General features: G+C 66.6%; 20 protein-coding genes. 10 read left to right on the top strand and 10 right to left on the bottom strand.

Annotated elements, in window-relative coordinates:
- Positions 1-66 precede the first annotated feature (66 nt).
- Complete coding sequence (locus DFO63_RS06350) at positions 67-459, top strand: hypothetical protein (protein ID WP_008265644.1); 393 nt, start codon at positions 67-69, stop codon at positions 457-459.
- A 119-nt stretch (positions 460-578) separates the two neighbouring features.
- Here the strand turns inward: DFO63_RS06350 and DFO63_RS06345 are convergent, their stop codons facing one another.
- From DFO63_RS06345 to DFO63_RS06320, 4 genes are all read right to left on the bottom strand, one after another.
- Complete coding sequence (locus tag DFO63_RS06345; RefSeq protein WP_014038105.1) at positions 579-2,543, bottom strand: M2 family metallopeptidase; 1,965 nt, start codon at positions 2,541-2,543, stop codon at positions 579-581.
- 609 nt (positions 2,544-3,152) lie between these two features.
- Positions 3,153-4,802 (bottom strand): phosphoethanolamine--lipid A transferase, encoded by a 1,650-nt coding sequence (locus tag DFO63_RS06330; protein ID WP_049443036.1) that lies wholly within the window; start codon positions 4,800-4,802, stop codon positions 3,153-3,155.
- Entirely contained in the window at positions 4,799-5,551 is a 753-nt protein-coding gene (locus DFO63_RS06325; RefSeq protein ID WP_101765915.1) for a phosphatase PAP2 family protein, read from the bottom strand. Before DFO63_RS06325 ends, DFO63_RS06330 begins: the two co-directional genes overlap by 4 nt.
- 111 nt (positions 5,552-5,662) lie before the next feature.
- Positions 5,663-7,366, bottom strand: a complete 1,704-nt coding sequence (locus tag DFO63_RS06320) for a glycosyltransferase family 39 protein (protein WP_049443049.1) — start codon at positions 7,364-7,366, stop codon at positions 5,663-5,665.
- Between the two features lie 131 nt (positions 7,367-7,497).
- Here DFO63_RS06320 and DFO63_RS06315 point away from each other — a divergent pair, with 131 nt between their 5' ends.
- From DFO63_RS06315 to DFO63_RS06305, 3 genes are all read left to right on the top strand, one after another.
- Positions 7,498-8,211 carry a response regulator transcription factor gene (locus tag DFO63_RS06315; RefSeq protein ID WP_101765913.1) on the top strand — a complete coding sequence of 238 codons (714 nt, stop codon included), beginning with the start codon at positions 7,498-7,500 and terminating at the stop codon, positions 8,209-8,211.
- A complete protein-coding gene (locus DFO63_RS06310; protein WP_049443039.1) occupies positions 8,198-9,484 on the top strand; it encodes a HAMP domain-containing sensor histidine kinase in 1,287 nt (428 codons plus the stop codon). Before DFO63_RS06315 ends, DFO63_RS06310 begins: the two co-directional genes overlap by 14 nt.
- Positions 9,485-9,605: 121 nt before the next feature.
- The gene (locus DFO63_RS06305) at positions 9,606-10,856 is read left to right on the top strand and encodes a DUF819 family protein (RefSeq protein WP_119006614.1); all 1,251 of its coding nucleotides are present in this window, start codon (positions 9,606-9,608) and stop codon (positions 10,854-10,856) included.
- Positions 10,857-11,060: 204 nt separating this feature from the next.
- On the opposite strand, the gene DFO63_RS06300 is transcribed toward DFO63_RS06305, so the two are convergent.
- Entirely contained in the window at positions 11,061-11,285 is a 225-nt protein-coding gene (locus DFO63_RS06300) for a CstA-like transporter-associated (seleno)protein (protein ID WP_005410613.1), read from the bottom strand.
- Positions 11,285-13,366 (bottom strand): carbon starvation CstA family protein, encoded by a 2,082-nt coding sequence (locus DFO63_RS06295; RefSeq protein ID WP_014038097.1) that lies wholly within the window; start codon positions 13,364-13,366, stop codon positions 11,285-11,287. Before DFO63_RS06295 ends, DFO63_RS06300 begins: the two co-directional genes overlap by 1 nt.
- Before the next feature lie 215 nt (positions 13,367-13,581).
- On the opposite strand from DFO63_RS06295, the gene DFO63_RS06285 reads away from it, so the two are divergent.
- Positions 13,582-14,433: a pirin family protein gene (locus DFO63_RS06285; protein ID WP_119006613.1), complete on the top strand. Its 852-nt coding sequence runs from the start codon at positions 13,582-13,584 to the stop codon at positions 14,431-14,433.
- A 131-nt stretch (positions 14,434-14,564) separates the two neighbouring features.
- On the opposite strand, the gene DFO63_RS06280 is transcribed toward DFO63_RS06285, so the two are convergent.
- The 4 genes from DFO63_RS06280 to DFO63_RS06265 form a co-directional block, all read right to left on the bottom strand.
- Positions 14,565-15,023, bottom strand: coding sequence for a hypothetical protein (locus DFO63_RS06280; protein WP_119006612.1), 459 nt, complete (start codon positions 15,021-15,023; stop codon positions 14,565-14,567).
- Positions 15,024-15,220: 197 nt separating this feature from the next.
- A complete protein-coding gene (aqpZ, locus tag DFO63_RS06275) occupies positions 15,221-15,940 on the bottom strand; it encodes an aquaporin Z (protein WP_119006611.1) in 720 nt (239 codons plus the stop codon).
- Positions 15,941-16,060: 120 nt separating this feature from the next.
- The gene (locus tag DFO63_RS06270) at positions 16,061-16,924 is read right to left on the bottom strand and encodes a pirin family protein (protein WP_049443043.1); all 864 of its coding nucleotides are present in this window, start codon (positions 16,922-16,924) and stop codon (positions 16,061-16,063) included.
- Positions 16,925-17,566: 642 nt separating this feature from the next.
- Positions 17,567-19,630: a 3-hydroxyacyl-CoA dehydrogenase NAD-binding domain-containing protein gene (locus DFO63_RS06265; protein WP_119006610.1), complete on the bottom strand. Its 2,064-nt coding sequence runs from the start codon at positions 19,628-19,630 to the stop codon at positions 17,567-17,569.
- Between the two features lie 235 nt (positions 19,631-19,865).
- Here DFO63_RS06265 and rpoE point away from each other — a divergent pair, with 235 nt between their 5' ends.
- From rpoE to lepB, 5 genes are all read left to right on the top strand, one after another.
- Entirely contained in the window at positions 19,866-20,486 is a 621-nt protein-coding gene (rpoE, locus tag DFO63_RS06260; RefSeq protein WP_014038091.1) for an RNA polymerase sigma factor RpoE, read from the top strand.
- Positions 20,483-21,361 (top strand): sigma-E factor negative regulatory protein, encoded by an 879-nt coding sequence (locus tag DFO63_RS06255; protein WP_014038090.1) that lies wholly within the window; start codon positions 20,483-20,485, stop codon positions 21,359-21,361. The genes rpoE and DFO63_RS06255 overlap by 4 nt, the downstream gene beginning before the upstream one ends.
- Before the next feature lie 74 nt (positions 21,362-21,435).
- Positions 21,436-22,971, top strand: coding sequence for a DegQ family serine endoprotease (locus tag DFO63_RS06250; RefSeq protein WP_119006609.1), 1,536 nt, complete (start codon positions 21,436-21,438; stop codon positions 22,969-22,971).
- Positions 22,972-23,151: 180 nt separating this feature from the next.
- Positions 23,152-24,945: a translation elongation factor 4 gene (gene lepA / locus DFO63_RS06245; RefSeq protein WP_014038088.1), complete on the top strand. Its 1,794-nt coding sequence runs from the start codon at positions 23,152-23,154 to the stop codon at positions 24,943-24,945.
- A gap of 53 nt (positions 24,946-24,998) precedes the next feature.
- A complete protein-coding gene (gene lepB / locus DFO63_RS06240) occupies positions 24,999-25,793 on the top strand; it encodes a signal peptidase I (RefSeq protein WP_014038087.1) in 795 nt (264 codons plus the stop codon).
- Positions 25,794-25,840: the final 47 nt, after the last annotated feature.

Genomic DNA, 25,840 nt, shown 5'->3' with positions numbered 1-25,840 from the left:
CGACGTGAAGCAGCGCTGCGGGCGGGGTGCGCTATCCTTGCGCCCCCCTCGCAGCGGTACCGCACCATGTCCACCAGCTCCAAGACCCGCCGCGACCAGCGCCGTCGCCAGGAAAAGCAGGCCGCCAACAAGGCCGCTGCCCAGGCCTCGCCGGTGGAGCCGCATGCCGAACTGCGCGACGCGCAGCGCACCCTGCTGGCCGGTGTCGTGCGCCGTGATGGCGAATGGGTGCTGGGCATGGATGGCCGCATCGCGGGCCACAGCGAGAGCGCTGCGCAGGTGCTGGCGCTGATCATGCAGGCCGGTGAGCTGCACGAGCGCAACGGCACGCCGGTGCGCCTGATGTACTCCGACGCGCTGCGTGATGCGGCGCAGGCCGAAGCGAAGGAGAAGGGCCAGACCTTCGAGGAATTCAAGGCCGAGCTGGCTGCAGCGATGGCGGCGAAGAAGAACAGCTGACAGGCACTTCGGTAGAGCCGGCCGCTGGCCGGCTGCCCGTTGGGTCTTCATCGCGTGGTTGCCGGCCAGCGGCCGGCACTACCAGAAAGGGGCGGATCCTCGCGGATCCGCCCCTTTTTTCATTTCGCCGCCGGTGCCGCGTTGGCCTGCCAGCCACACATCTGGCCTTCGTTCTGCTGCTTCAGCCACTCGTTGACCGGGGTGAAGTACTCGATCATCGGGCCGGCATCGAGCTTGTCGGTGCCGGTCAGCTCCTTCAGCGTGGCCTGCCACGGCTGGCTGGCACCCTTGCTCAGCATCGCCCAGTACTTCTGGCCGGCTTCCTTGTTGCCGTAGAAGGTGCACTCATGCAGCGGACCCTTGTAGCCGGCCGCGTCGCACAGGCCCTTGTAGAACTGGAACTGCAGGATGCGCGCCAGGAAGTAACGCGTGTACGGGGTGTTGCCCGGCACGTGGTACTTCGCGCCCGGGTCGAAGAATTCTTCGCCACGGGTGCTGGCCGGCGCCACGCCCTGGTACTTGGCCTTCAGGTCCCACCATGCCTTGTTGTAGTTGTCGGCGGTGATCGAGCCATCGAACACGCCCCAGCGCCAGCGATCGATCATCAGCCCGAACGGCAGGAACGACACGCCCGACAGCGCCATGCGCATCTGGTTGTTGATGACCGCTTCGCGGCTCTCGGTCGGCGCGTCGACCAGGCCGATCGAGCTGAGGTACTTGGGCGTCATCGCCAGCACGATGGTGTCGCCGATCGCTTCATGGAAGCCATCGTTGGCACCGCCCTGGAACAGCGGCGGCAGCGGGTTGTAGGCCAGGTCGTAATAGATGTGGCCCAGCTCGTGGTAGATGGTGGTGAAGTTCTCTTCGTTCGGCTTGATGCACATCTTGGTGCGCACGTCGCCTTCCATGTTCATGTCCCAGGCGCTGGCGTGGCAGACCACGTCGCGGTCGTCGGGCTTGATGAACTGGGTGCGTTCCCAGTACGACTGCGGCAGCGACGGCATGCCCAGCGACACGTAGAAGTCCTGCGCCCGTTCGGTCATCTGCTTGGCGGTACGCAGTTCGGCCTCGCGCTGCGCCTTGTACTGCGCGGCCACGTTGGCGTCCTTGCCGGCCTTGGCCAGCGCTGCGCTCAGGTTGGTCTGGTACTGCTTTTCCAGCGCCGCGGTGATGTCCAGGCTGCCGGCACCCGGGTACGGTTCCAGCTGGTCCCACAGGTTCGACCAGTCCTGCTGCCACATGTTGCCGAGCAGATGCGCGGCGATCAGGCCATTGCCCACTTCGGCCTTGTCCTTGCCGTAGGTCTTGTCCAGCTTCCCGCGTGCGTAGCAGTGCAGCTGCTCGTACATCGGCTTGACCTGTTCCCACAGGCGGTCGGTTTCCGGACCGATCTGTTCCGGCGGCATGTCATAGCCGCTGCGCCACATCTGGCCGGCATCGGTGAAACCCATGCCCTTGGCGCCTTCGTTCACCAGGCCGACGAACTTCTGGTAGTCGCCGCGCATGCTCTTGGTGGTGCTGTGCCAGCCCTGCCAGGCATCGAGCTGCTTGTCGTAGTCGCGGCTGCGTGCCAGCACCTGCTCCAGCTCGCCCAACTGGCGGCAGGAGTTCGGATCGTTGGCATCGGTGCAGTACTTGCCGGCGCCGTAGCTGCCTTCCATGCGCGTGGCGATCTGGGTCAGCTCGGCCAGCTTGGCCGGATCGCGCGGTGCCGGCATCGACGACATCAGCTTCAGCAGGTGGATCGCGCGCTTGCTGTCCTCGCTCATCGGCTTGCCGTCGAACGTGGCCGCCTGTTCGATCCAGCTGTTGAGCTGGGTCAGCGAGCGCTCGTTGGCCTTGGCCGCGATGCGTTCCGAATCACTGTTGATGTAGGTGGAGGACAGCCACTGCGCCGAGGTCATCTCCGGGTAGGCGGCCTTGAATTCGGCATTGATGCGGGCCACGAACTGGTCGGCGGTTTCGCCGGCCGGGGCGCTGCTGCTGGCGGTATCGGTGCCTGGGGCAGCTTCCTTCTTGCAGGCGGCCAGGGCCAGCGTGGCGGCGGCGATTGCCGAGGCCAGCAGGAGATGACGGTGTTTCACGGGCGGTCCTTGGGTGGTGAACGACGGCCGAAGGCTAGTGGGCAGTGGCTGCCACCGCAAGTGGCGGAAGTCGGCCGGGCGGCGCCCGGCACCCGCAGAGGCCTTCAAGCAACGGCAAAGGCCGAAGCAACAGCAACAGCGGACTACCCGTGGTTTGGCGGGGCGGTGTCGGACTGCGGGGACGCCGCAAGTACGTCCCTGTAGGCTTGGCAGCCGCATCCATGCGGCTGACACCCCGCACTCCGACACCGCCCCACCTCTGACAGATTCCGTGTGCTGTCGGTAGGTGTCGACCTTGGTCGACACATCTGTCAGGTATCGACAATCAAAATGGGGTCAGATCCGTTTTCCGGAGGAAAACGGATCTGACCCCAAGGTCGTTCCAACCGATCGCGGAAAACTGTCGAAGGCGGGGTGGGTCCGGTTGCGGGGGCGTGAGCCGCATGGATGCGGCGACCGAGCCTACATGGATGTATTTACGGCGTCCCCCGCAACCGGACCCACCCCGCCATCCCTCGGAATGCACGCTGTTGCTGTTGCTTCGGCCGTTGCCGTTGCGGTTGCAGTTGCCTTTGCAGGTGCAGGGCTGCAAGCCCTGCCGAACAACCCTCAGCCTTCGCAGCTGGCGAACACGTCGCGGTCGCGCTCGTACAGCGAGGTCTTCACCTGCATCAGGCCCAGCACCGACGGGAACAGGTTGTCATGGTCGGTGTAGGCCGCCGAACGCTTGCGCACGCACTGCAGGTCCAGCCCGCGGCTGCTGGCGAAGCCCGGCGAGAACCACATCGTCATCGGTACCCGGGTCTGCTCGGCCGGGGCGATGGCGTAGGGCACGCCATGCAGGAACAGGCCCTTCTCGCCCAGCGACTCGCCGTGGTCGGACAGGTAGATCATCGCCGTGTCGTAGTCCTGCATGCCCTGCAGCGTGCCGATGGTCTTGGTCAGGAAGTGATCGGTGTACAGCACGGCGTTGTCGTAACTGTTGGTGATCTCTTCGCGCGAGCAACGGCCGATGTCACGGGTATCGCAGGTCGGGGTGAAGCGGCGGAACGCGGGCGGATAGCGCTCGAAGTAGGCCGGGCCGTGGTTGCCCAGCTGGTGCAGCACCACCACCCGGTCACCGGGCCTGGCACGTACCTGGGTGGCCAGGTCCTGCAGCAGGATCTCATCCATGCAGCGGCCATCGGCACACAGACCTGGTGTGGTGGCATCGGACAGCGATTGGAAGTCCAGGCCTTCGCACACGCCCTTGCAGCCGGACTGGTTGTCACGCCACAACGGCGCGATGCCGGCGCGGTTCAGGACGTGCAGCAGCGACTGGTGCGCGCGGATCTTCTTTTCGTCGTAGTCGTGGCGACCCCATGGCGAGAACAGGCACGGCAGCGAAACCTCGGTGCTGGTGCCGCACGAGTGCATGTCCGGGAAATTGATCACGCTGGCCTGCGCCAGTTCCGGGGTGGTGTTGCGGCCACCGTTGAGCCCCCAGTTCTGCGCGCGCACGGTCTCGCCCATGACGATCACCAGCAGGCGGGGCTTGCTGGCCGGCGCGCGCGGGGTGGCCTTGGCATCGGTGCCGATCGGCAGCTTCGGCGCGCGCTGCACCGGGTTGTCACCGCGCAGTGCACGCGGCATGCCCAGCAGCACGTTGGCCGGTGTCGCCAGGTAGCGCACTTCGCGCTGGTTGCGCATCAGTGCCGAGACATCCTGGAACGAGATCAACGCGCCGCCGACGGCAGTCACCGCCGCCACTACCAGGAAGCCCAGCCGCCACAACAGGCTGCGGCCCCAGCTGCGCCGACGCAGCTGCACACGCCACAGCACGATCATCGGCAGCACCGCCAGCAGCAGTACCGGCCACAGCAGTGACACGGTCATCAGCTCGCGGCTTTCCTTGGGGTCGGTCGCCAGCACGTTACGCAGCATGTCCGCATCCAGGTAGATGTGGTAGCGGCTCATGTAGTGCGCGGCGAATGCGGTTACCAGCAGCAGCAGGCTGATCACCACCTTGGCGTTCCAGCGCCAGACCAGGATGCCCAGCAGCACGCCGTGCGCACCCAGCAGCAACAGCAGCAGCGACAGCGCGTAGCGGAGGCTGCCCGGATGGCTGGCCATCGCGCTGTGCCAGAACAGGCCGTTGCCGGCCACCGCGAAGAACAGGCTGGTCAGTGCGATCAGTGCTTCGGTGGACAGCTGCGGCCGCCAGCGGCGAAGACTCGCCAACGCGGGAAGGCGGGCGGGGCGTTGGACCGATGCACTCATGCGTTTGCCTCCTGGCGGTTGGGACGGTCCAGCTGACGGCGGATCAGGACATACAGGCCGAGCGAAAGCAGCCAACATATCAATGCAGTGGCAACGTCATGCGAAAGGAAATGCGCGCCCCGGAGCTGCTGGCTGATGCCGAACACCAGGCCGGTGCCAAGGCCGATCCACAACCCGGCCCAGCGCCACGACGGGCGCCACAGCAGGGCGAAATAGTACAGGCACAGCCAGGCATAGCCCGCACTGGCGTGGCCGGCCGGGAAGCAGGCCCGAGGGGCCATACCGTCGGGGCGCAGCGTGAACAGCCCGATGAAGGGCTCATGGCCGCCGTAGCGCAGCAGATCCCACGGGCATTCCATCGGCACCAGCGCCTTCAGCAGGGAGATCACGCCGGTGCCCAGTGCCATGGCAATCACGACATAGAGCAACGCCCATCGCAGGGTGCGATCGCGTCCCTTGCGCCAGTGGTGGAAGCACAGCAGGATCGCCACCAGCGCCGCTGCCGTGCTCAGCCATTTGCCCACCTTGTGCACCACCGTGCGGGTGATCCAGGCGTCCTGCAATGCCCAGTGGCCACCTTCAAGGCGGAACAGGTGATCGGCCACCCATTGGTCGCCGCCGAAGCCCATCAGCAGCGTAAACACGGGTAGACCGATTGCGACAGGCAGCCAAAGGTGGGTTACGGCAAATCTTGACGCCAGTGGTGATGTCGCAAGCGGCGCTACCGCATCAATGGGACGAACAGGCATGCTGGGAAGGGGCGGTTCGGGAATCCGCAGTCATGCTCGTCACCTGGATGTCGGAGAAGGGTCGGACGCTCGTTCGTGCCGGGTTAATGTTTGCCCGGGACATGTCAACGTTCAGTCTTCTTCGGCGGTCGATCCTGTCCGCTCGGCGTGGCACTCCGGGTCCCAGGCCGTACCAGGAAGCAGTTGCCAACGATTCCTGTTGGCAATGCCGATGTCGATCACCTTGGCCGGGTCCACGCAGGGGCTCATCGCATCGTCCAGCACCAGCAGCCAGCGCTTGCCCGGTGCCTCGGCCAGCCACGGGCCGGCGTCATGCCACTGCTCGGCCCACGGGCGCTTGAAACCGAACTCGCGCACCGGCCGATCTGCCTGCAGCAGGTTCTGTTCGCGCCAGGCGACCAGTGCCAGCTCGGCGTCCGGGCCGATCCGCGCGCCCACCCGGCGCATCACCGCCGACGCCGACGCGTACGGATCCAGTGCCGGGATCAGCACCAGGCCGTAGAGCATCCACAGCATGCCGTGGGTCAGCAGCACCAGCGTTGCGGCACGGCGCACCCGCAGCCACACGATCAACGTGGCCAGGGCAATGGCAAAGGTCAGCAAGCCATCCCCCAGCACCGGCAGCAGCGAATCGGGCATCGCCCGCCGTTCCAGCTGCGCCACGGCCCACGAATGCTCGGTCATCAGCATCACGCCGAGCACGCCGGTGGCCAGCATCAGCACCACGCTGTAGCCGAACAGGTAGCGCCGAACGCACAGCCGGCGCAACAGGCCCGGCAACAGCGGGGCCACCGCCAGCGCCATCGCCGGCAGCATCGGCAGCACATAGACCTCGCGCTTGCCGGGGCTGGCGCTGAAGAACACCAGCACCAGCAGCGCCCAGCCCAGCAACAGCCACTGCCGTCGGTCGCCACGGCGGATGCGGCGCCACCAGGGTTTGAACAGCATCGGCAGCAACAGGCTTCCCGGCAGCCACAAGGTCAGGATCACCTGCAGGTAGTACCAGGCCGGCTGGCGGTGGTGCCAGGCGTTGGCATAGCGGGTGCCGGTCTGCTTGAACAGCAGTTCGTGGGCATAGGACTGCAGGGACGCGCTGGGCTCATGCAGCAATGCCCAGCCCAGCGGGGCTAGCCACACCGCCACGCCCACCAGGAAGGCCGGGATCAGCCACAGCAGCGTTGCCGGGTGCGGACCGTCCACGCTGCGCCCGCGGCGGCGCTGGTACAGCCACCAGCCGAACCACGGCAGCACCATCAGCAGCGGCAGGAAACCCACGCCCTTGGTCACCGTGCCGAGGCCAGCGGCGAAACCGGCCAGCCACAGCGCGGGCAGGTTGCGGCGCTCGCACAGGTGGCGCATCAATCCCCACAGGGCTACCGTGGTCATGCCGACCAGCACCATGTCGATCTGCGCGCGCTTGGCCATCAGGCCGAACTGCAGGGTGCAGAACAGCGCCGCCAGGGCGTACAGGGAATGCCGCGGTGACCACAGCCGGCGTGCCAGGTCCGAGACCAGCCACAGGCTGAGCAGGGCGCCCAGCAGCGACGGCAGCAGGAACGACCACTGCCAGCTGCCGACGATCTCGTAGGCGGCCGCCTGCAGCCACATGAAGACCGGCGGCTTCTCCGCGTACAGCTCCACGCCCCGGTGCGGCAGCAGCCATTCCCCGCTTTCGACCATGGTGCGGGCCGCCAGCACGAAGCGCGGCTCGTCCGGCGGTTGCGGCTGGCGCAGGCCGATACCGGCCGCCAACGCAGCGATGATCAGCAGCCACAACAGGGGCAGGCGCCAATGACGGGGCAGGGCTACGGGCACGGCAGGCTCCGGGAGCAAAACGGCCACTCTGACGTGGCTGGGGTAGGAAAGGCGTCGGAGCGGGCGCACGGCGACCGCATTCCGACATGGTCGGCGCTACCATGGTACGAACTTCCGTGGATCTTTCGTGCATGCGTCTGTTGGTGATCGAGGACAACCGCCAGCTGGTGGCCAACCTGTTCGACTATTTCGAGTCGCGCGGGCACGTGCTCGACGTGGCCCCGGATGGCATCACCGGCCTGCACCTGGCCGGCAGCCACCCTTACGATGCGGTGATCCTGGACTGGATGCTGCCGCGCATGGAGGGGCCGGAGGTGCTGCGTCGCCTGCGCGCCGAGCACGCGTCGGAGGTGCCGGTGATCATGCTGACCGCGCGCGACGAGCTGCCGGACAAGATCGCCGGCTTCCGCGCCGGCGCCGACGACTACCTGACCAAGCCGTTCGCCCTGCCCGAGCTGGAGGTGCGGCTGGAGGCGCTGCTGCTGCGTGCGCAGGGCCGCAATCCGCGCAAGCGCCTGCAGGTGGGCGACCTGGTGCTGGACCTGGCAACCCTGGAGGCGCAGCGCGGCAGCCAGGTGCTGCATCTGTACCCGGCCTGCCGCAAGCTGCTGGAAGTGCTGATGCGCGCGAGCCCTGGGGCGGTGACCCGCCAGCAGCTGGAATTCGCCCTGTGGGGCGACGAGCCACCGGATGGCGACCTGCTGCGCTCGCATGTCTACGAGCTGCGCCGCAGCGTTGATGGTCCGTTCGCCGACAAGCTGATCCACACCCTGCCGCGGGTCGGTTATCGCCTGGCGGTGACCACGGCCAGCGACGCAACCCGGGAAGACGATGAAGGCGCGTAAGCCGGGCCCGCTGTACCGGCGCGTGGTGTGGTGGTTGCTGGGCTACCTGGCTCTGCTGTCGATTGCCGTGTTCAGCGTCGGCAACTACGTGCACGAACATGCCGAGCACGCCGCCTGGCGCGCGCTGCTCAATTCCGAACTGGACAGCATTGTCGACCACACCGAGCACGAGCCGCATTACCGCTGGCAGGATTCGGACACGCTCAGCCTGTTCCGCTTCGACGAGGGCAACATGCCCGAGAGCGTGCGCACGCTGCATCCCGGGCTGCACGATGGCGTGCCGATCAAGGATCGGCAGACTGCGGTGATGGTGCGTGACACCGGCTCGATGGGGCGGGTGGCGCTGGCGCTGGACATCTCCGATTTCCATGATCTGGAACAGTTCGCCACACGTTGGGTGATGCTGGCCGGGGTGATCATGATCTTCGTCACCGTGCTGATGGCCTCGTTCGGCATGGAGCGGATGGTGCGTCCGTTGAGCCTGCTGGCACAGCACATTGCCGGGCTGCGGCCGGGCGTGCAGGGCCAGCGTATCGAGGTCGATCCGCGCGGCAGCTCAGAGCTGCATACCATCGCCGGTGCGTTGAACGACTACCTGGACCGCAACGAGCAGTTCGTCGAGCGCGAGCGGGTCTTCATCAGCACCGCCAGCCACGAACTGCGCACGCCGATCGCGGTGATGACCGGTGCCGCTGAGCTCGCGCTGGAGCAACCGGGCCTGCCCGAGCGTGCCCGCCAGCAGATGCAGCGGGTGTTGCGCACGGCGCAGAGCGTGGAGCAGCTGATCGAGCTGCTGTTGGTGTTGGCGCGTGATCCGGCGCGCCTGGCTGCGCGTGCCGAGCGCATCGCCCTGGACCAGCTGCTGCCGGAGATCGTCGACGACCATCGCCACCTGCTCGGTGACAAGGACCTGAGCATCGGCATCCAGGCGGCGCCGGTGGATATCGTTGCGCCGATGGCGGTGGTGCAGGCAGCAATCGGCAACCTGCTGCGCAATGCCATCGAGAACAGCGGCCGCGGCCATATCGAGCTGCAGCTGGATTCGTCGGCGGTGCTGACCCTGCAGGATCCTGGGCATGGCATGAGCCCGGAGGAGATCGCGGCCATCCACGCGCGCATGGCCCGCGGCGAGCGCGCCGATCGTGGTGGTGGCATCGGCCTGGACCTGATCGCGCGGCTGTGCGAGCACCTCGGCTGGACCCTGCAGCTGCAGCCCTGCGAGCCTCGCGGGACACGCGTCACCCTGGACTTCGGCGCTTCGCGCCCGGCCTGACCGGCGTCCCAACCTGCTTCGCGCTGCGGCATGACCCGGCGTGAAGACAATGTTAATCTCGATCTGCGCCGCTTTAAGCGGCGCTTTTTTTTCTCCGCTCTTTCGATCGACAGAGGATCCCATGCCGACCGAACCCGCTACTGCCCTGATCAGCAACGACATCGTTGGACTGGGCCTGATTGCCGCCACCCTGGCCCTGATCTTCTGGGCTGCCAGTGGTCCGACCCCGTTGTTGAAGAAGATCTTCGCCTGGGTGCCGGCGCTGCTGCTGTGCTACTTCATCCCCGCCATCTACAATACCGCCGGTGTCATCGATGGCCACAACACCTCGCTGTACAACCCGGTCGCGCGCGACGTGCTGCTGCCGGCCGCGCTGGTCCTGCTGACGCTTTCGATCGACCTGAAGGGCGTCATCAAGCTCGGCCCGAAGCTGCTGGTCGTGTTCTGTGCCGGTACCGTTGGCATCATGCTCGGCGCCATCGTGTCGTTCCAGCTGATGAAGCTGATCCATCCAGAGACGGTGGCCGGTGATACCTGGGCCGGCATGGCCGCGCTGGCCGGCAGCTGGATCGGCGGCGGCGCCAACATGGTCGCCATGCGCGAAGTGTTCGGCACCGATGCCACCACCTTCGGCCAGTTCGCGGTGGTCGACGTGGCCTGCGCCAGCCTGTGGATGGCGATCCTGCTGTTCCTGGCCAACCGCGCGCAGCAGATCGACACCCGCAACGGTGCCGACACCCGTGCCATCGATGAGATGAAGGCACGCATCAGCGCCTACGAGGCACAGAACGCGCGCATTCCCAGCATGACCGACCTGATGGTGATCGTTGGCGTGGCCTTGGGTGGCGTCGGCCTGGCCCACGCCATCGCCGCGCCGCTGTCGGGCTGGTTCAAGGCCAATGTCAGCTGGGCCAGCCAGTTCAGCCTCGACAGTCAGTTCGTCTGGGTGATCCTGCTGTCCACGGCGATGGGCCTGGGCCTGAGCTTCACCCGTGCACGCCGGCTGGAAGCGGCTGGTGCTTCGCGGCTGGGCACGGTGTTCCTGTACTTCCTGATCGCCTGCATCGGTATGCAGATGAACCTGCTGTCGCTGCTGGATCGGCCGTGGCTGTTCCTGCTGGGCGCGATCTGGATGGCCACGCATGTGCTGGTGCTGTGGGTGGTGGCCAAGCTGCTGCGCGCGCCGCTGTTCTTCTTCGCGATCGGTTCGCAGGGCAACATCGGTGCGGCCGCCTCGGCCCCCGTGGTGGCCGCAGCCTTCCATCCGACGCTGGCCCCGGTGGGCGTGCTGCTGGGCACGGTGGGCTATGCCACCGGCACCGGCCTGGCCTACGTCACCGGTTTGATCCTGAAGTGGATGGCCATCGGCTGAGTTCGGACCGCCCTGGCGTCATGCTTCCGTAGATCCACGCCATGCGTGGATGCATTTCATGGGTCTCCATGAACAAGGAAGGGGTCGGATCCGTTTCCCGCAGGAAACGGATCCGACCCCGGATTCAACTCGATATCTGCCAGGTTTCATCCACGCGTGGCGTGGATCTACTCAACGTCACTCGAGAGCTGTTGAACCCGACCCTCAACAGCAGCGGCCGCCGTTGCGCCCGCCGTAACGCGCTTCCTGGCGCTCGCGGAAGAACGTCTTGTAGTCCATCGGCTCCTGGTCCGGGTGCTTTTCCAGCATGTGCCGGACGTAGTTGTCGTAATCAGGAATGCCACAGCACAGTCGTGCGGTCTGCACCAGGCGCCGCCAGATGCGGCGGTGGGCCTGGTACTGGCCGGCGGGAACCAGTTGCGTACTCATCACAGATCCACCATTTCATGTGGCTTCAGCGCCACGTACGGGGTCTCGCGGTCGGTACGCTGCGGGTTGCGGCGTGCCGCCAGGATGGTCTTGATCGAATACACCAGCACCGCGCCCACCACCAGCAGGAACAGCGCGGTCAGGCCGGTGTTGACGTAGGCGTTGACCACGATCTGCTTCATCTGCGCCACCGACTTGGCGGGTGCGGTGATCGTATCGCTGGCGAGCGCAGCCTGGAACTTGTGTGCCTGCGCCAGGAAACCCTGTGCCGGGTTGCTGTCGAAGATCTTGATGAAGCCGGCATAGGTGGTGCAGATCAGCAGCCACACCGCCGGTACCGCGGTGACCCACGCATAGCGGTCACGCTTCATCTTGAACAGCACCACCGTGCCCAGCATCAGCGCGATGCCAGCCAGCATCTGGTTGGAGATGCCGAACAGCGGCCACAGCGTCTGGATGCCGCCGAATGGATCGACCACGCCGGTGTAGAGCAGGTAGCCCCACAGCGCCACGCAGCCGGCGGTACCGATGATGTTGGCGGTCCACGATTCGGTCTTCTTCAGGGCCGGGACGAAGTTGCCCAGCAGGTCCTGCAGCATGAAGCGCCCAGCACGGGTACCGGCGTCCACCGCGGTCAGGATGAACAATGCTTCGAACAGGATCGCGAAGTGGTACCAGAACGCCATCATCGCGTCGCTGCCACTGGGAATCGCTTCGTGCAGGATCTGCGCGATGCCCACCGCCAGCGTCGGTGCACCACCGGCGCGGTGCAGGATGGTCGGTTCACCGATGGCGGCCGCGGTCGCGGTCAGCTGCTCGGGTGTGATGGTGAAGCCCCAGGTGTTGGTGATGTAGTGCGCCGCGGAAGCCGCATCGGCACCGATCACCGCCGCCGGGCTGTTCATCGCGAAGTAGATGCCCGGATCGATGATCGAGGCCGCCACCAGCGCCATCACCGCCACGAACGATTCCATCAGCATGCCGCCGTAGCCGATGTAGCGCATGTGCGCTTCATTGGCCAGCAGCTTCGGCGTGGTGCCGGAGGAGATCAGTGCATGGAAACCGGAGACCGCACCGCAGGCGATGGTGATGAACAGGAACGGGAACATGCCGCCCTTCCACACCGGGCCATCACCGCTGGCGGCGAACTGGGTCAGTGCCGGCATCTTCAGCTCCGGCATCACCACCAGGATGCCGATGGCCAGCGCGATGATGGTGCCGATCTTGAGGAAGGTCGACAGGTAGTCGCGCGGAGCCAGCAGCAGCCACACCGGCAGCACCGAGGCGACGAAGCCGTAGCCGATCAACATCCAGGTGATCTGGGTGCCGGTGAAGGTGAACGCCGGGCCCCACACCGGGTCGGCGGCGACCTTGCCGCCGTACCAGATCGCAGCCAGCAGCAGGATCAGGCCGACCACCGAGATCTCGCCGATCTTGCCGGGGCGGATGTAGCGCATGTACACGCCCATCAGGATCGCGATGGGCATCGTCGCGATCACCGTGAACATGCCCCACGGGCTTTCGGCCAGTGCCTTGACCACCACCATCGCCAGCACCGCCAGGATGATGATCATGATCAGGAACGCACCGAACAGGGCGATGGTGCCGGGCACCTGGCCCATCTCCTCGCGGACGAGGTCACCCAGCGAGCGGCCGTTGCGGCGGCTGGACAGGAACAGCACCATGAAGTCCTGTACTGCACCTGCCAGTACCACACCCACCACCAGCCACAGCAGGCCGGGCAGGTAGCCCATCTGCGCGGCCAGGACCGGGCCGACCAGCGGACCGGCACCGGCAATGGCGGCGAAGTGGTGGCCGAACAGCACGTGCTTGTTGGTCGGCACGTAGTCCAGGCCATCGTTGTTGATCACCGCCGGGGTGGCCCGGGTCGGATCCAGCTGCATCACCTTGTTGGCGATGAACAGGCTGTAGAAGCGGTAGGCGACCAGGTACAGCGAAACCGCTGCCACCACGATCCACAGTGCGTTGATGTGTTCACCGCGGCGCAGCGCCACGGTGCCCAGACAGAATGCGCCGAGCAGGGCGAGTGCCGCCCAGCCCAGTTTGGAAAACCCTTTCATGAGGTGCTCTCTCCCGGAAAGACAGTCAAAGAGTCCTGCTTGCCCACGACAGGGTCAATTGGCACAGGACGAATCTGCGGTAGTACTTTGGTCGTACGGCGGTTGCGCTGACGTGCAGCGAACATCAGGGATGGAACAATCGGTTGCGGTGCCATCCATTGGCGTACGGCCATGTGGCGTCCATCTTCACTGGCATCCATCCAACAGGAGTCGCCATGAGCTTTCCCGAACCGGTCCGCGTGCTGCGGACCATCCGTGGCATGCCCACCTCCGACGGTGCCGGCGTGCGCCTGACCCGCGTCATCGGCGGCCCCACGCTGCCCGACCTGGATCCGTTCCTGCTGCTTGATGAGTTCGGTACCGACCGCGCCGAAGACTACATCGCAGGCTTCCCGGAGCATCCGCACCGCGGTTTCGAGACCGTCACCTACATGCTTGACGGGCGCATGCGGCATCGCGACAACCACGGCAACGAAGGCCTGCTGACCCCGGGCAGCGTGCAGTGGATGACCGCCGGCCGCGGCCTGGTGCATTCGGAGATGCCCGAGCAGGAAAGCGGGCAGATGCGCGGCTTCCAGCTGTGGGTGAACCTGCCGGCGAAGGAGAAGATGACCGAGCCGAAGTACCAGGAGTTCGCGCCCGAGCGCATTCCGGTGGTGAAGCCGGACGCCGGGGTGGAAGTGAAGGTGATCGCCGGCACGGTCGACGGCACCCGCGGCCCGATCGTCCAGCCGGCCACCGAGCCGCTCTATCTGGACATCACGCTGGCGCCCGACCGGGCCTGGACCTACACGCTGCCGGAAGGCCACAACGCCTTCGCCTATGTCTTCGAAGGTGCGCTGACGGTGGGTGAGCAGGATGCTGCGCGCGATGTCGCGCGCCAGGAACTGGCGGTGCTGGGCGGCGGCGAACAGCTGCATGTTTCGGCCGGCGGCGAAGGCGCGCGGCTGATCCTTGTAGCAGGCCGTCCGCTGCGTGAGCCGGTGATGCGCCACGGCCCGTTCGTGATGAACACGCGGCAGGAACTGATGCAGGCCTTCGTTGATTTCCAGGAAGGCAAGTTCTGAGGTAGTGCCGGCCGCTGGCCGGCAGCAGCCTCGGACGAAGGCGGATCGGTGTGCCGGCCAGCGGCCGGCACTACCGTCGGATCGGCGGGTCGCGTTGCGGGGACGCTGCCAGGCAGTCATCCCCATCACCGTCAGCGCCCGGCGGCCACGGCCGACGGGGTCAGGCTCATGCCCTGCGCCAGTTGTTGCAGTGAGCCCAGCTCCTGCGCGCTGTCCGGATACAGCGAAATCTGCGCGTAACGCCCTTTGTCGATCTTGACCACGCTGATGCGCCGTTCGGCATACCCCGGCGGTTGCTGGCCGCCCAGGTCGGGCTGGTACCAGTACAGTGATTCACCGCCGAAACTGCCTTTTTCCTGGCGCAGCGAGCGGCTCAGCGGAATGGCGGGATCACGCGCGCTGAGCATGAGGCTCAGCACTTCGCGGCCATCCGTGGTGCTGGCGCGGCAGACCAGGAAATCGGCCTGCACCTGCTGCTGCCACTGCAGGCCACTGCTGGCTGGCAGCGAAGGACATTCGGACGGTGCCTGTGCGGCGGCCTGGGCCGCAGCGAACAGCAGGCTCGACAACATGACAGGCGCGAACTTCATGCATCCCCCAAGGTGATGAGTTGTTTGGCTCCGCCAGCAGGGCCGGCGGCCATGGCATCCCATCCCCGGATGCCGCCCCATCCGGCATGTGCACGGACGGTCAACTCAACCTTAACGGAACGTGAGCGATCGCACAATTCGCGGTTACAGAAGTAACCATTGCGGCCGAGGGTCGGCCGCAATGGGTGCCGCGTGGATCAGCGGTCGCTGCCGATCCACTTGTAGATGATGCCGCCGATCGCGCCGCCCAGCAGCGGGGCGACCCAGAACAGCCACAGCTGGCTGACCGCGCCACTGCCGGCGAAGAAGGCCACGGCGGTGGAGCGGGCCGGGTTCACCGAGGTGTTGGTGACCGGAATGCTGATCAGGTGGATCAGGGTCAGTGACAGGCCGATCGCCAGCGGGGCGAAACCGGCCGGTGCCTTGCCGTGGGTGGAACCCATGATCACGATCAGGAACACCGCGGTCAGCACCACTTCGCACAGGAAGGCGGCCGCCACGCTGTAGCCACCGGGCGACAGCGCGCCATAGCCATTGCTGGCGAACGCACCGGCCTGGCTGCCATCGATGGCGAAGCCGCTGGCGCCGGAGGCGATCTGCAGCAGGATGAAGCCGGCCAGCAGGCCGCCGGCGACCTGGGCGATGATGTACGGCACCAGGTCCCTGGTCGGGAAACGACCACCGGCCCAGAGCCCGACGCTGACCGCCGGATTGAAGTGCGCGCCGGAGATATGGCCGAACGCATAGGCGCCGGTCACCACGGTCAGGCCGAAGGCGAGCGCCACGCCGAGGAAACCGATACCCAGCGGATTGCCGTCGCCACCGAACTTGGCGGCCAGCACCGCACTGCCACAGCCACCCAGAACCAGCCAGAACGTGCCGAGGAACTCGGCGGACAAGCGTTTACCCATGCTCATGTGTTGCACTCCTTTGACGTCGAAAGTGTGATTTATGTCACATTTCAATGATCAGCGGGTGACTGTAGCGTCAACGCCAGGTGCAGGGATACACCTTGGGATGTGTGCAACACGCGATGTTCAGTACTGGGGCAGGGGAATGAACTCCTTGTCGTCGCCCGGAATGGTGCCGAAGCGACCGGCTTCCCAGTCGTGCTTGGCCTGCTCGATGCGCTCCTTCGAGCTGGACACGAAGTTCCACCACAGGTGGCGCGGGCCATCCAGCGGCTCGCCACCGAACAGCATCGCCTTCACCGGCGTCTTCGCACGCAGGCGGCCACGTGCGCCGGCTTCGGGGATGACCAGGTGCTGTGCGGGGATGTCCACGCCATCGAGCTGCGCCTCACCTTCGAGGATGTACAACGCGCGCTCGCGGTGGCCGTCGTCGATATCGATCTCCGCCTCCGGGTCGAGATCGATCGCCACATTGAGCGTGTCGGCGAACACCTTCACCGGCGATTCCTCGCCATAGGCGCGGCCGGCGATCACCCGCAGCCAGGCACCATTGCGGCGCTGCTCGGGCAGGGTGGCAGCGGCGTGGTGGTAGAACGCCGGCTCGATTTCCTCGTGCGACTTCGGCAGCGCGACCCAGGTCTGCATGCCGTGGATGGGGTTGTCATGGTCGCGGTCCGGCTGTGGCGTGCGCTCGGAATGGGCGATGCCGCGGCCGGCGGTCATCCAGTTGACGTCACCGGGACGGATCACCTGATCCGAACCCAGCGTGTCGCGGTGGCCGATTGCGCCCGACCACAGGTAGGTGACCGTGGCCAGGCCGATATGCGGATGCGGGCGCACGTCGATGGCGGTGCCGGGGTGCATGAGTGCCGGGCCCATCTGGTCGACGAACACGAACGAACCGATGCTGCGCGCCTGCAGGGTGGGTACGGCGCGACGGACTTCGAGGCCGCCGATGTCGTGCACGCGCGGGGCGATGATGGTGGTCATGCGGGCGTTCTCGCTGGCAGGGATCAGGCGATCAGCATCGCATGCAGCTGTGACGGGGACATGCCCCGTATGGGTAACAGGTTGTTCCAGCCAACGGCGCAGCCCCTCGTGGCTGTGGGGGTGGTCGCTGAAGGCGGAAGCAAGATCAAAAGCCGCGCTTGGCCGGGCGGGTGGGTTGCGCAGGACACGCCGTAAACCCATCCATGGGGGCTCGATGGCGCCATCCATGGCGCCAACGGTCCTGCGCAACCCACCCGCCCGACCTCTGACAGTTTCCGTGTGCGTCCAGCCACGGAGAAGAAAAAAGAAAATCAAAATCAAACGCCGGTCGCTTCGCTCCTCGTGTCGACCAAGGTAGCCACCCACCAGTTCGTAGTGATCCACACCGGAATCGAGATTAACCGACCGTCACCGGGAAACTGTCAGGGGTGGGGCGGTGTGGGCAGGCAGGACCGTTGGCGCCATGGATGGCGCCATCGAGCCCCCATGGACGGGTTTACGGCGTGTCCTGCCTGCCCACACCGCCCCGCCCAACAAACAGAAAAGCCAGAGCCGGCTGTTGCTCCGGCTCCGGCTCTGGCTCTGGCTTTTGCTTCGGCGGTTGCCTCTGCGGGTGCCGGGCCGCAGGCCCGGCCGATCAACTCACACCACCGGTTCGCGCAGGGCGGGGTTGTCCCAGCCCGGGCGCGGTGCGAAACGGTCGCCGTGGCGCTGCTGCAGCGCCTTCAGCCGCTCGACGATCGCATCGGCACCCACCGCGCGGATGTGCTGGATGGGACCGCCGCGGAACGGTGCAAAACCGGTGCCGAAGATCACGCCGGCATCCAGCAGGTCCGCATCCGCCACCACGCCTTCGTGCAGGCACGCCACCGCTTCGTTCAACAGCGGCAGGATCAGGCGGTCCTCCAGATCGGCCGGGGCCTGGTAGTCGCTGGCCACGTCCGGCTTCTTCGGCTTGCCGTTCTCCCAGGTGTAGATGCCCTGGCCATCCTTCTTGCCACGCTTGTCCGGTTCCACCGTCTGCAGCGCGGCCGGAATCTGCAGGCCCAGGAACGGCGCCAGTTCGCGGCCGACACCGGCGGCCACGTCCAGACCGACGGTGTCGATCAGTTCGATCGGGCCCATCGGCATGCCGAACTTCACGGCGGCCTTGTCGATCACCGGGCCTGGGATGCCTTCGGCGTAGGCAGTGGCGGCTTCCAGCATGTACGGGAACAGCACGCGGTTGACCAGGAAGCCCGGGCTGCCGGCCACCGGCACCGGGAACTTGCCCAGCGCCTTGCAGAACGCGGCCAGGCGGCGCTCGGTCTCCGGCGCCATGCCGTCGTGATGGATGATCTCCACCAACGGCATCTGCGCGACCGGATTGAAGTAGTGCAGGCCGGCGAACTGTGCCGGTCGCTGGATATGGTCGCGCAGCTCCACCAGCGGAATCGATGAGGTGTTGGTGGTCAGCAGCGCATCCAGCTTCATCTTCGGTTCGAGCGTCTGGTACAGCGCACGCTTGGCTTCCGGGTTCTCGATGATCGCCTCGATCACCAGGTCGGCCTCGGCCACGCCGTTGCCTTCCAGGTCGGCACGCAGGCGCGCGGCCACGGCAGGGCGCTTGCTCTCGTCGCGCACCTTCTTGGCGAACAGCGCCTGCGCGCGTTCCATGGCCGGGTCGATGAAGCGCTGCTCACGGTCCTGCAGGGTCACTTCGAAGCCCTTGTAGGCGGCCCACGCGGCGATGTCGCCACCCATCACGCCGGCGCCGACCACGTGCACGTGGCGGATGCCGGACTCACCACCACCGAGGCCCTTCAGGCGCTCGGTCAGGAAGAAGATGCGGATCAGGTTGCGCGCGGTCGGTGTACTGGCCAGCTTCACCACGGCCCGCCGTTCGGCGTCGAGGCGTGCCTGGATCGGCTTGCCGCCGCTGCGCTGCCAGGTGCTGATCAGCGCGTACGGCGCCGGGTACTGGTCCTTCCTTGCCTTGCGGGCGAGCTGCTTGACCATCTGCGGTGCCAGCAGCGTGCGTGCCAGCCAGCTGTTGGTGGCCCAGGCCGTCGCGCGCTGCTTGAACGGGCGGGTGGTGCCGGACAGCGCCAGTGCGACGGCAGTGTCGAGCACCACTGCCGGTGCCACCACCTTGTCGACCAGGCCGATGCCACGCGCGGCCGAGGCCGACAGAGTGCGGCCGGTCAGCATCATGTCCATCGCCGCCGGTGCGCCGACCAGCTGCGGCAGGCGGGCGCTGCCACCCCAGCCCGGGAAGATGCCCAGCTGGGTTTCCGGCAGGCCGATGCGGGTGCTGCTGTCATTGGAGGCCACGCGATAGCGGCAGGCCAGGGCAAGCTCGGTGCCGCCGCCCAGACAGTGGCCGTGGATGGCCGCCACGGTGGGGCAGGGCAGCTCGGCCAGCTTCTGGTAGGTGGCCTGGCCACGACGGATCGCGTCGTTGACGGTGCCGCGACGGTCGAATTCCTGGAACTCCTTCAGATCCGCGCCAGCGATGAAGCCGGCCTTCTTCAGCGACTGGATCACCACTCCCTTGGGCGGGTCCAGCGCGATGCGCTCAAGCAGGTCGCCCAGTTCCAGCAGCACGTCCTGCGACATCGCGTTGACGCTGCTGTCCTGACGATCCAGGGAGAGAACCACCACGCCGTCGTCGCGGATCTCGGGGTGCCAGTGGCTGAAGCGGAGACCATCGAAGCCTGAGAGCATGGACGTTCCATCCGGTTGTGTATGGAGAAGCGGCTATGATCCAGAGGTTGTTTCCCCCGCGTCAAATCCCAATAGCAGGGGAGTGGCGCCCCCGGATCCATGGCCGTGGACCGGGACGCTAACGGAACGGTGGTTAAAAGCTGGTGCGGCGCCAGGTGATCGGCGACTGAACTTTTCCCGGGATTGGCAGTCTCATTGCCCGACGTCGGTTGGGCTGACAGGAGTGCGGCCCCTCATGGCCGATGTTGATACACCTCAGGAGCTGGATCTGGAGCTGGTCCGGCGCGTGCAGCACGGCGAGAGTGCCGCGTTCGATGTCCTGGTGCGCAAGTACCAGCATCGGGTCGTGGCCCTGGTCGGTCGCTACATCGCCGACTGGAGCGAATGTCAGGACGTCGCCCAGGACACTTTCATCCGTGCCTACCGCGCGATCGGAAGTTTCCGTGGCGATGCCCAGTTCTCAACCTGGTTGCATCGAATCGCCGTGAATACCGCCAAAAACTACCTGGCTTCACACAATCGACGTCCGCCGACCGATGACATCGACATCGGTGACGCCGAGCAGTTCGACAGCGGTACCCGCCTGCGCGACACCGACACGCCCGAGCGCGAGTTGATGCGCCAGGAGCTGGAACAGACGGTCATGAAGGCCGTCAACGCGCTGCCGGAAGAACTCCGGTCGGCGATCACCCTGCGCGAGGTGGAAGGCCTGAGCTACGAGGATATCGCGCAGAAGATGGGGTGCCCGATCGGCACCGTGCGTTCACGGATCTTCCGGGCGCGCGAGGCGATCGACACCGAACTCCGGCCGCTGTTGGACATCGGCAGCGCCACCCGTGAGAAGAGCCGCGTATGACCAGTAATCCGTTCAACGAATCGCAGAACCATCAATCGCCCGCCGGGCAGCGCCTGGACCAGCGCCATCGCGAGCAGCTGTCGGCCCTGGTCGATGGCGAGCTGGGCGCCGATGAAGCGCGCTTCCTGCTGCGCCGGATGGAGCACGACCCCGAACTGGCCGGCTGCCAGGAACGCTGGCAGCTGCTGGGCGACGTGATGCGCGGGCAGGCCTCGGCATTGGCACCGGCCGGTTTCAGCGCCGCCGTGGCCGCCGCAGTTGCCGCTGAGCCCGTGCCGCAGGCCGAGCCCCGTCGCCAGGTGCGGCGCAGCGGTTGGCGGGCCTGGGGCGGTGGTGCCGCACTGGCCGCCTCGGTGGCGGCCGTGGCGCTGTTCATGGGCGGCGAGAAGCTGCAGGAAGCCACGCCGGGCGAGCCGCTGGCACCGCAGGTGATCGCCAGCGAGGCCCGGCTGGCGCCGGCACCGACCCAGCCGGCGCCGGTCACCGAAGCATCGGTGGATACCGCGGCAATGGCCGTGGTGGCTGCGCCGGCCGTGGCGATGGCGGCCAGCCGCCGCCAGGATGCCCGCCGCGCCAGTGCCACCCGCAGCCAGCAGGCCGCGCGTGCCGCCCAGCGTGACGATCTTCCGCAGCGTGCCGTGGCATCCACGCAGGCACCATTGACCCCGACCGTGCCGGCCAACGCCAACCGCAACCTGCCGTTTGGTGAGGTCGGTGGGCTGCAGGCCCGGCCATGGCCGCGCTCCAGCCTGGCGCCCGCCGCCGGTGGTGCGCTCAATGCCAGCTTCCCGGCCCATGCCGGTGGTGCCGCGTTCTACCCGTTCGAGCCGCGCCTGCAGGACGACCTGCCGGTGCCGCCGCGCCCGCGCGACTGAGCCGGGCGCCTTCACGCCCCGCCGTCGGCGGGGCCCATATTCCTCTTTCCATCCGACCCGGAGGTTGCCGTCCGATGACTCCCCGACTCCGCACGCAGGCCATTGGCCTGCTGGCCCTGACCCTTCCCCTGATGGCCTGCGCGCAGGCGCCTGCGCCTGCCGCCCAGCCCCAGCCTGCGCCGGCTGCGGCACCGCGGGCGCCCGCGCAGCCGCTGGTCAGCGGCCTGCCCGACTTCACCAACCTGGTCGAACAGGTTGGCCCGGGCGTGGTCAACGTCGACACCACCATCGTCCGCAACAACCGCCAGGCCTCGCGGGGCCCGATGGGCGGCGACGATGACATGCCGGAGTTCTTCCGCCGCTTCTTCGGCCCTGACTTCCCGATGCCGGGGCAGGGGCCGGGTGGGCAGGATGGCGGTCCCAGCATCAAGGGCCGTGGCATGGGTTCGGGCTTCATCATCTCGCCCGACGGCTACGTGCTGACCAACTACCACGTGGTGGCCGACGCCAGTGACGTGAAGGTCAAGCTGGGCGACAGCCGCGAGTTCACCGCCAAGGTGGTGGGCAGCGACCAGCAGTACGACGTGGCTCTGCTGAAGATCGACGGCAAGAACCTGCCGACCGTGCGCGTGGGTGACTCCAACACCCTGAAGCCGGGCCAGTGGGTTGTCGCGATCGGTTCGCCGTTCGGCCTCGACCACTCGGTCACGGCCGGTATCGTCAGCGCGCTCGGCCGCAGCACCGGCGGTGCCGATCAGCGCTACGTGCCGTTCATCCAGACCGACGTGGCGATCAACCAGGGCAATTCCGGTGGCCCGCTGCTGAACACCCGCGGCGAAGTGGTCGGCATCAACTCGCAGATCTTCTCCGCCTCCGGCGGCTACATGGGCATCAGCTTCGCGATCCCGATCGACCTGGCGATGAGCGCGGTCGAGCAGATCAAGAAGAGCGGCAAGGTCACCCGCGGCCAGCTCGGCGCGGTGGTCGAGCCGATCGATTCGCTGAAGGCGCAGGGCCTGGGCCTGCCGGACAGCCGTGGCGCCCTGGTCAACCAGATCGTGGCCGGCAGTGCGGCCGCCAAGGCCGGAGTGCAGGTGGGCGATGTCATCCGCTCGGTCAACGGCAGCGCGGTCAACAGCTGGTCCGACCTGCCGCCGCTGATCGGTGCGATGGCACCGGGCAGCAAGGTGAACCTGGTGGTGTACCGCGACGGCAAGCCGCATGACCTCAGTGCCACGCTGACCGCCCTGAGTGAAGACGGGCAGGCCAATGCCCGCGGGCCGTCGGCCGGCAGTGCCGAGGCGGCTCCGCAGACCGGCGCCAATGCCCTGCTGGGGCTGGACGTCAGCGATCTGAACGCGGCCCAGCGCAAGCAGTTCGGGCTCAACGGCAACGAAGGCGTGCGCATCACCGGGGTCAAGGGCCAGGCGGCGCGTGATGCCGGCCTGTCGCCGGGCATGGTGATCCTGCAGGTCGGCCGCGTCGCGGTCGGCAGCGTGGATGCCCTGAACCGGGCGCTGTCCAGCTTCAAGAAGGACGACGTGGTGATGCTGCTGGTCCGCACGGCCAATGGCAACAGCGCCTTCGTGGCGGTCAAGGCCGGCCAGTAAGGCCTGCCGGGGTCGCTGCGGCGGCCCCTGCGTCTCCCCCGAAGCCCCGCCCCGGCGGGGCTTCGGTCGTTCAGCGTCCGGCCCGATGAGGCAGTTTTCGCGGCTGGGCGCCGGGCGTGCGATAATCGACCGTTACCCTGACGACGCCGCGCGCCGCCGCCACCTATGTCTTCTGATTCGATGCGGAACATCCGCAACTTCTCCATCATCGCCCATGTCGACCACGGCAAGTCCACGCTGGCCGACCGCATCATCCAGCTCTGCGGTGGCCTGCAGGCCCGCGAGATGGAAGCGCAGGTGCTCGATTCCAACCCGATCGAGCGCGAGCGTGGCATCACGATCAAGGCGCAGTCGGTGTCACTGCCGTACGTGGCCAAGGACGGGCAGACCTACCACCTGAACTTCATCGATACCCCCGGCCACGTCGACTTCTCCTATGAAGTCAGCCGCTCGCTGGCCGCCTGCGAAGGCGCGCTGCTGGTGGTCGACGCGGCCCAGGGCGTGGAAGCGCAGTCGGTGGCCAACTGCTACACCGCGGTGGAGCAGGGCCTGGAAGTGGTGCCGGTGATCAACAAGATCGACCTGCCCACCGCCGATATCGAGCGCGCCAAGGCCGAGATCGAGGCCGTGATCGGCATCGACGCCTCCGACGCCGTGCCGGTCAGCGCCAAGACCGGCCTCAACGTGCAGGACGTGCTGGAAGCGATCGTCCATCGCATCCCGCCGCCGGCACCGCGCGACACCGACAAGCTGCAGGCGCTGATCATCGACTCGTGGTTCGACAACTACCTGGGCGTGGTCTCGCTGGTGCGCGTGATGCAGGGCGAGATCAAGGCCGGTGACAAGCTGCAGGTGATGTCGACCGGCCGCAACCACCAGGTCGACAACGTCGGCGTGTTCACCCCGAAGCGCAAGGTGCTGCCGGCGCTGCGTGCCGGTGAAGTGGGCTGGGTCACCGCCAGCATCAAGGACGTGCACGGTGCGCCGGTCGGCGACACCCTCACCCTGGCCGGCGACCCGGCGCCGAAGCCGCTGCCGGGCTTCCAGGAAATGCAGCCGCGCGTGTTCGCCGGCCTGTTCCCGGTTGATGCCGAAGACTACCCGGACCTGCGCGAAGCGCTGGACAAGCTGCGCCTGAACGATGCCGCGCTGCGTTTCGAGCCGGAAAGCTCCGAGGCGATGGGCTTCGGCTTCCGTTGCGGCTTCCTTGGCATGCTGCACATGGAAATCGTGCAGGAGCGCCTGGAGCGCGAATACAACCTGGACCTGATCAGCACCGCGCCGACGGTGGTGTATGAAGTCCTGAAGACCGATGGCTCGATCATCAACATGGACAACCCGGCCAAGCTGCCGCCGGTGAACCAGGTCGAGGAGATCCGCGAGCCGATCATCCGTGCCAACGTGCTCACCCCCGAGGAGTACATCGGCAACATCATCAAGCTGTGCGAAGAAAAGCGCGGCAGCCAGATCGGCATCAACTACCTGGGCAGCCAGGTGCAGATCAGCTACGAGCTGCCGATGGCCGAGGTGGTGCTGGACTTCTTCGACAAGCTGAAGTCGGTCAGCCGTGGCTATGCCTCGCTGGACTACCACTTCGTGCGCTTCGACGCGGGCCCGTTCGTGCGCGTGGACGTGCTGATCAACGGCGACAAGGTCGATGCGCTGTCGCTGATCGTGCACCGCAGCCACGCCGATCGCCGCGGCCGCGAGCTGTGCGAGAAGATGAAGGACCTGATCCCGCGCCAGATGTTCGACGTGGCCATCCAGGCCGCCGTCGGCTCGCAGATCATCGCCCGCACCACGGTCAAGGCCATGCGCAAGAACGTGCTGGCCAAGTGCTATGGTGGCGACGTTTCGCGCAAGAAGAAGCTTCTGGAAAAGCAGAAGGAAGGCAAGAAGCGCATGAAGCAGGTCGGACGCGTGGAGATTCCGCAGGAAGCGTTCCTGGCCGTCCTGCAGATGGACAACAAGTAAGCCCGCACCGGCCCTGCGGGCCGGTCGTCTGGTGACGTTGCAAAGGACCCTGAATGAAACTGTTTGAGATCCTCCTGGTCGTGCTGACCCTGGCCTCGGGCCTGATCCTGCTCGCGGACAAGCTGTATCTCGCCAAGCGTCGCGCCCAGCGCGCGGGCCTGCTCGATTCCGAGCCGGTGCTGGTGGATTATTCGCGTGCGTTCTTCCCGGTGCTGGCGATCGTGCTGATCGTGCGCAGTTTCATCGCCGAGCCGTACAAGATCCCGTCCAGCTCGATGATGCCGAACCTGCTGATCGGCGATTTCATCCTGGTCAACAAGTTCTCCTACGGCCTGCGCCTGCCGATCAGCAACACCAAGATCGTGCCGTTCGGCGAGCCGTCGCGCGGTGACGTGGTGGTGTTCCACTTCCCCGGCCACAGCGACAACGACCCGGCCAAGGGCGAGAACTTCATCAAGCGCGTGATCGGCGTGCCGGGTGACACCGTGGTCTTCGAAGGCGACGGCGTGATCCTCAACGGCGAACCGCTGAAGTACGACAACAAGGGCATCTATGCCGGCCACAAGGGCCAGGGCGAGGGCGCCAACCTGCTGGTCGAGCACCTGCCGGGCCGTACCCACACCGTGCTGGAGACCGACTACCCGCGTGGCCAGGGCCAGTGGACCGTGCCGGCCGGCAAGTACCTGGTGATGGGCGACAACCGTGACAACAGCGACGACGGCCGTTTCTGGGGCCTGCTGCCGGAAGAAAACCTGCGCGGCAAGGCCTTCCTGATCTGGCTGAACTGCCAGGGCTGGTTCTGCAAGGATGGCTTCGAGCCGTCGCGGATCGGCTCGAGCATCAACTGATCGGGCACCAACCGAGTATTTTCACATCCAACGCGTATCTGGGGAGA

Origin of the sequence: Stenotrophomonas sp. AG209, from assembly GCF_003550055.1 — a bacterium.
In the GTDB taxonomy this organism is placed as follows: domain Bacteria; phylum Pseudomonadota; class Gammaproteobacteria; order Xanthomonadales; family Xanthomonadaceae; genus Stenotrophomonas.
This window is presented reverse-complemented; position numbering and strand designations above follow the sequence as displayed.